The organism is Pseudoalteromonas fuliginea, from assembly GCF_000690055.1.
In the GTDB taxonomy this organism is placed as follows: Bacteria; Pseudomonadota; Gammaproteobacteria; order Enterobacterales; family Alteromonadaceae; genus Pseudoalteromonas; species Pseudoalteromonas fuliginea.
On sequence record NZ_JJNZ01000028.1, the window covers coordinates 59,167 to 65,638 of the forward strand.

General features: G+C 36.7%; 7 protein-coding genes. 2 read left to right on the forward strand and 5 right to left on the reverse strand.

The features are described from left to right. Window positions 1-136: 136 nt before the first annotated feature. From DC53_RS10705 to DC53_RS10695, 3 genes are all read right to left on the reverse strand, one after another. The gene (locus DC53_RS10705; RefSeq protein ID WP_008136419.1) at window positions 137-373 is read right to left on the reverse strand and encodes a hypothetical protein; all 237 of its coding nucleotides are present in this window, start codon (window positions 371-373) and stop codon (window positions 137-139) included. A 72-nt stretch (window positions 374-445) separates the two neighbouring features. Then, window positions 446-1,459: a DUF5924 family protein gene (locus tag DC53_RS10700; protein ID WP_033029626.1), complete on the reverse strand. Its 1,014-nt coding sequence runs from the start codon at window positions 1,457-1,459 to the stop codon at window positions 446-448. A gap of 135 nt (window positions 1,460-1,594) precedes the next feature. After that, window positions 1,595-2,344 carry a spermidine synthase gene (locus DC53_RS10695; protein WP_033029629.1) on the reverse strand — a complete coding sequence of 250 codons (750 nt, stop codon included), beginning with the start codon at window positions 2,342-2,344 and terminating at the stop codon, window positions 1,595-1,597. Between the two features lie 620 nt (window positions 2,345-2,964). Between DC53_RS10695 and DC53_RS10690 the strand changes: the two genes are divergently transcribed. Further along, window positions 2,965-3,942 carry a DUF1852 domain-containing protein gene (locus tag DC53_RS10690; protein WP_033029632.1) on the forward strand — a complete coding sequence of 326 codons (978 nt, stop codon included), beginning with the start codon at window positions 2,965-2,967 and terminating at the stop codon, window positions 3,940-3,942. Between the two features lie 78 nt (window positions 3,943-4,020). Continuing rightward, window positions 4,021-5,055 carry a methionine synthase gene (locus DC53_RS10685; protein WP_033029634.1) on the forward strand — a complete coding sequence of 345 codons (1,035 nt, stop codon included), beginning with the start codon at window positions 4,021-4,023 and terminating at the stop codon, window positions 5,053-5,055. Window positions 5,056-5,168: 113 nt separating this feature from the next. Here DC53_RS10685 and DC53_RS10680 read toward each other — a convergent pair whose 3' ends face one another. Next, a complete protein-coding gene (locus DC53_RS10680) occupies window positions 5,169-5,594 on the reverse strand; it encodes a retropepsin-like aspartic protease (protein ID WP_033029637.1) in 426 nt (141 codons plus the stop codon). A gap of 109 nt (window positions 5,595-5,703) precedes the next feature. Continuing rightward, window positions 5,704-6,276 (reverse strand): hypothetical protein, encoded by a 573-nt coding sequence (locus DC53_RS10675; RefSeq protein WP_033029640.1) that lies wholly within the window; start codon window positions 6,274-6,276, stop codon window positions 5,704-5,706. Between the last annotated feature and the right edge of the window lie 196 nt (window positions 6,277-6,472).

Genomic DNA, 6,472 nt, shown 5'->3' on the forward strand with positions numbered 1-6,472 from the left:
AGCTAAACACTAACATTTTTTAGTTATTGTGTATTACACATACGCATTGTTTATTGATTCAAAGCATAATAATAATTAAATTTAAAACTGAGCTTTAGTAACCATTGGTCTGTTGATCTTTGTGGATTAAAACTAGCTAGTGAGTCAAGTAAGCCATAAGGGTAATCAGTGCAACATAAAAACCAAAACCGAGTAAGAAGGTTAAGTCGACTCTTCTAGCTTTACTCGCTTTATAAGATGCAAAATCTTTAAACTCGCTTTTATACAGCCCAAACGTAACCACTTTTAATAACAGCCAACCGGTCGAGTAAAATAAAAAGCTCAAGCCAGTATCAACTATTAGCCAAATAAAAATCTCAAATGCAATACTCATTAACTATGTCCATTAGTTTGTAATACAAAAACTATATCAGCTATGTGTTTAAAATACAGCCGGATTAGTTAATTAAGGTGTAACAGTAAATTTCGTTAAACCTATTAACTGACCTGATTCAGTGACTACTTTTACCTGCCACTTACCAACAGAGTCGCTAGGAAAATTTACCTTGTGGGTCCATGCTCTGTAACCAAGCTCTCTCCCGCCGTTTATATTTAACGTGATCCGATCAACTTCTTCTTTATTATGAAGCCACACATGAAATATTTTTTCATTTAAACCTCTTGGTGCTTTAACAGCGGTCCAACTATATAAACCTTGATGATGCAGTGTATAGGAGTCTAACTGTTTGATACTCCCTACTGGCTTTTTATGCTGTAAATCAACTTCATGAGCTAACGTAATATCGGTTAATCGCAGCGCTGCAGGAGGCACATAGCTTCTCAATTGCCACACAGCAGTGCTCAAAGCACATAAAATAAATACAAGAATAGGAAAACGCCACCAGCGTGCATTAGGCATTAAATTGTTTAAACTCGGTAGAGTAACCACTACAGCCGTTACAAGGGCTGCGGCTAAGCTTTGGCTCGTTGTAAGGTTTAACAAAATAGGTAAGGTAACAAGTAAAACAACAAATAAAGCAAAGTTATGAAACACACTAAATAACGTACGGTTTTTAGCAAGCTTCTTATAATAAAAGGGGTCGATTACCGATATAACCGCACACAAAACAATGAGGGAGGTAAAAAATGCTTGAGGATGGTCCCACTGCGTAACCGCTAAAAAAAACGGCAAAGCAAAAAATAGGCTTTCTTGTTGCACCATTTGTAGCGCAAAACGCATTACATTAGGAGATACAGCCACACCAAATTTTTCTTCTACTTTGTCTCGTAGCCAATTATCAATAATTAGCCACAACCAACTAATAAGTAAAAATATCGCAATAACTTGCGAAAGAGACTCTTTTCTATCTACAAGTGCAAAGCTGGCAACGCCCGACAAAAACGCCAACACAGCCAATAATCCAGGCCGCTTTTGCATCGCGCTTATAAATTTACCGATTATATTTTTACAGTAATCCATGTATGAGAGTTTCCGTACGGGTACGTACTTTATTATTTTTATTCAGAGTATGATTAGTTTAACCAAGTTTAAATGAACAACAGATAGACGGATGGATTTAAACGCGCCATTTAACAGTACATCAAACTAACCATTTTAATTAAATAAAAGCTCGGCATAGCGCGTCATTGTTACGTTTATTAATTTTTGTAACGCGTGAGCCTTAGCAAGTAATTCATCCTCACTAAGTACAGGCATTGTATTGTTAAAAGCAAAAACAATTTTATTGCCGCCTTCAATAATAAAACTAAGAATCTTTCCTGCAAATTCTTTCTCAAGAAGTTGATCGAACGCTTCTCTTTGCCCAACTTTGGTATGGCAAATATTAAGTACTAAAACCCCATCAAAAGTGAGCGCATTTTTACAATCGCGTAAGTAGGATGATTGCACTTGATCTGATTCCATACCTTCTGAGCTATATAAATCAGAAAAAATAACATCCGTTTTTATCTGCGTTTTTTTCATGTAGTTTGCCGCATCATCAATGTGAATAAACAAACGTTCTGACACAGGCAGTTCAAAATATTTTATAGCCATATCAGCCACGGCTTTACGGTATTCAACGGTATGTATGGTCAGTGCAGGAAACGCATGATAAAGACTTTTTGCTATAGAGCCCGCCCCAAGTCCCATTATCATCACGGTTTTTAAATTGGGTATAAAAAAAAGCGCAGCCATCATAGCTTGCGTATAAGCTAAGCTTAACCCATTAATATTATTTAACTTAATACAGCTTTGATAAATTTTTCCGTCAAAGCTGAGAATTAGATTCTTTTTTGTTTGATATACATAAACAGGGCCATGCTCATCAATAGTTGATGCAATACAAGTGCCTTTGATATCCACGAATACTCAATAGGTGAGGTGATGAAAAACGAGTATAACTTAGTTAACGTACTACCATTGCTACTAATATGGCTAATAACGCTTTTATTAATTTACAAGCATTTATATCCGTACTCAAAAAAGTCGGTTTATCATTTAGGTTAGATGAGCTGAAGTATCTGCTTTTATAGCTAATTAAAATTTATCCAGCGATGAATCTTAGTAAAAACAACGACTTAACATGCTGAAATTTGGCTAATGTACTGTTATAGCTATAAAAAACCCCTTTGAATATTCCTCATGTTCAACATGAATAAAGTGCACACCACCACAAAAGAAGTCTAAACGGCTAAACATCCATCCTTTACTTTTACTGATTTGTGCCTTTTTTTCGTCAACTGCTACGTAATCGAATCTAACAATAATGATTAATGAATATGACTCATGTTTTATGTGAAATTAAACCGTTTTTCTTCATATACCAATCAACGTATAAATTACTCATCCCTTAGCGCTAAACACTATTTAACAACTTAAAGCTGCTGAATACCTAAACCAGCTAAGCCAGCTAAGTAAGTTGCAAGGTTAATAAAGCGTAAAGCATCAATCAGGTTTAAATTATAAAATTGGATATAAACACGATGAAAAAAGATTTTACATTTAATATAAAGAGCGTTTCACTCGACGAAAATTATCATCCATCAACTAATACGCGTATCACAACCAACTTTGCTAATTTAGCCAGAGGTGAATACCGCAAAGCAAACTTGCGTAACGCCTTAAACATGATTAACAACCGTTTTAATGCCCTAGCCCATTGGGATAACACCAAAGGTGAGCGTTATGCTGTTGAGCTTGAAATTATCTCTGTTGAGATAGGTATTGAAGATGGCGGCGAAAGCTTCCCCTCTATCGAAATATTAAAAACAAATATTGCTGATCATAAAACTAATAAGCGCATTGAAGGCATTGTAGGAAACAACTTTTCATCGTATGTACGCGACTACGACTTTAGCGTACTCCTACAAGAGCACAATAAAGGCAAGTCTCAATTTAGTATTCCTGATGACTTTGGGGTATTACATGGCAAGCTATTTCAGTCATTCGTAAATTCGGGTACATACAAACAAAACTTTAAAAAACCACCGGTTATATGCCTAAGTGTGTCAGATAACAAAACCTATAACCGCACCGAAAACCAACACCCGGTACTTGGCGTTGAATACGAGCCAAATGAATCGTCTTTAACTGAGCAATACTTCAAAAAAATGGGCTTGCAGGTACGTTACTTTATGCCGCCAAATAGTGCCGCGCCTTTAGCATTGTTTTTCTTTGGTGATTTACTTAATGATTACAGCAATCTTGAGCTTATAAGCACTATTAGTACGATGGAAACGTTTCAAAAAATCTACAGACCAGAGATTTATAATGCCAACGCAACAGCGGGTAAATCATATAAACCAAACTTAAAAAACTTGGATCATTCACTAACGCAAATTGTGTATGACCGAGAAGAGCGTGGCAAGTTAGCGAATGAGCAAGGCAGGTTTGCACAAGAGCATTTTATCAAGCCGTACCAAACAGTTCTTGAGCAATTCTCTACTCGCTATCTGTCATAACAACTAATAGTAACAACCAGTAATAACACGCTTAACGCTACGTTTAATAATTAACTAAAATATACGGCATTATTTATTATGAAAAAATTACTACCTACATCTACCGCTGGCAGTTTACCTAAGCCTTTATGGCTTGCAGAGCCAGAAACACTTTGGTCACCTTGGAAATTACAAGGTGATGAATTAACCCAAGGAAAACACGACGCCCTACGTTTGTCATTATTTGACCAGCAACAAGCAGGCATTGATATTGTTAGCGATGGCGAGCAAACAAGGCAGCATTTTGTAACTACATTTATAGAGCACCTAAACGGTGTTGACTTTGAAAAACGTAAAACAGTAAAAATTCGTGACCGATACGACGCAAGTGTACCTACAGTTGTTAGCCCTGTTAGCCGTCAAAAGTCTGTGTTTGTTGAAGACGCTAAATTTTTACGCAAGCAAACCAAACAACCGATTAAATGGGCATTGCCAGGCCCAATGACAATGATCGACACGCTTTACGATGACCATTATAAAAGCCGCGAAAAACTAGCGTGGGAATTTGCCATAATTCTTAATCAAGAAGCAAAGGAATTAGAAGCCGCAGGCGTTGATATCATCCAATTTGATGAGCCCGCGTTTAATGTATTTTTTGATGAAGTAAACGACTGGGGAATTGCCTGTTTAGAGCGCGCAATTGAAGGTCTTAAATGCGAAACCGCAGTGCATATTTGCTATGGCTACGGCATTAAAGCAAATACAGATTGGAAAAAAACACTAGGATCTGAATGGCGACAGTACGAAGAAGCATTCCCTAAGCTTCAGCAATCTAATATCGATATTATCTCACTAGAGTGCCATAACTCCCATGTACCAATGGATTTACTAGAACTCATTCGCGGTAAAAAAGTAATGGTAGGCGCAATTGATGTAGCAAATCACACTATCGAAACGCCAGAGGAAGTGGCTAATACGCTGCGAAAAGCACTGCAATTTGTAGATGCCGACAAGCTCTACCCGTGTACAAACTGCGGCATGGCTCCACTACCTCACCATATAGCTAACGGCAAGTTAAATGCCTTGAGCGCTGGAGCTGAAATTATAAGAAAAGAGTTATTAGAAAAGAACTAGAAAAGTAGCTTTGAAATACAAATTGTAAACAATAACAGCTGTCGCACCATGTCATATTAAAATCCATAAACATGGTGCGTTAGATAAAATTTAAAGCACAAAGTTTAGGTTAGTTATTTAATTTTTTTATTAAAAAGCTCCAACCTATTTTTTGAAAAATCGATAACTGCTTGGTATTGAGTAAAAAAGGGAGAGCCTAACAAGCCATGTACTCCCTTTTCACCACCCGCTACCTGAACATGGTCAAGATTAAGTGACACAAAGCCTGGACTTTCAAACAGGGCATTTCCAAACTCAATTGAATGAACTTCTATATCCCCCATAGCGTGATCCGAAGTGCCCAAGCCTGCTGCATTCTCAACATTGAGTTTTTCTTCAATGCCTAACTCACTTAGGCATCCTCTGTCTAAAACAGATGTCCCAGCGCCAGTATCTAAAATAAAACGTAACAATTTACCGTTAATTTTAGCTTCAACAATTTGGTGGCCTGTTTCTGATATTTCAAACTCAATTACGGTTTTGCCTTCAGATAAATTCATATACGTTCCTTGTTATAGAGTTTTTAAAATATTACTTACTATTTTCAGCTTCCCACAATTAATAGCCAAATTTTACTAGTCGCCCACCTCAGCGCGTTTTGTTATATGGCTATTTTCTATCTAGCCAGCATTTTTCAAACACTACTTGGTTTGAGTTAGAAACAATTAACTTATGAACAAAACTCAAGTCACCCAAGAGAGCAGGATCATTGCCTACCATGTAAGTAACGCTTGATGAATTTACCCAATTACCATTAATACTAACTGACGCCTCATTTTTTAATAGTAATCCCTCGAATAGCCCTTGATATCCAGCCATAACATGAATGGCTTTACTCAACTCTCGTCCTTGCAAGCCATCTGTTGGAATTAAGAGGTTTGAGTGGTCTATAAGTTTGTTTTTTGGCATTTTAGATAAGCTTTCAAGTATGTAAGCTTTAGCGTCTTTTAAATATGCCTTATGGTTTGCCATATTATTTTTAACAAAGTCTATCGCTTTTGATACAGGTAAAATTACCTTTGAATAATTAGTTTTGTAGAAAATGGCTGGAAGCTCATAAGATTCGGGATGCACTAATTCAGATTCCCATTTAACTGGGTATTGGGTTGACTCACAAGGATCAAATTCTGCTTTCACAAAACCAGAAACTAAAATAACCGCTAAAACTAAAATTTTCTGCATACTTTCCCTAGCTATAGTCCAGCTTAGTTGGCTTGTTATGTGTTTATACCACTTTGTTTTTATTGGAAAAGCGACTGAACAAATAAACTATACCATACCAAGAAATACAACCAACAACATATACAACTATTTCGCGAAAACTGTAATAAGGTATAGCTCCGCTCCTTAAATCACCTATTGCGCCAATAAATAAACC

What these genes read in the sequence shown, in the direction of transcription:
- DC53_RS10705 (WP_008136419.1), bottom strand. Translation starts at nt 373, where the DNA reads ATGAGTATTGCATTTGAGATTTTTATTTGGCTAATAGTTGATACTGGC.
- DC53_RS10700 (WP_033029626.1), bottom strand. Translation starts at nt 1,459, where the DNA reads ATGGATTACTGTAAAAATATAATCGGTAAATTTATAAGCGCGATGCAA.
- DC53_RS10690 (WP_033029632.1), top strand. Translation starts at nt 2,965, where the DNA reads ATGAAAAAAGATTTTACATTTAATATAAAGAGCGTTTCACTCGACGAA.
- DC53_RS10685 (WP_033029634.1), top strand. Translation starts at nt 4,021, where the DNA reads ATGAAAAAATTACTACCTACATCTACCGCTGGCAGTTTACCTAAGCCT.
- DC53_RS10680 (WP_033029637.1), bottom strand. Translation starts at nt 5,594, where the DNA reads ATGAATTTATCTGAAGGCAAAACCGTAATTGAGTTTGAAATATCAGAA.
- DC53_RS10675 (WP_033029640.1), bottom strand. Translation starts at nt 6,276, where the DNA reads ATGCAGAAAATTTTAGTTTTAGCGGTTATTTTAGTTTCTGGTTTTGTG.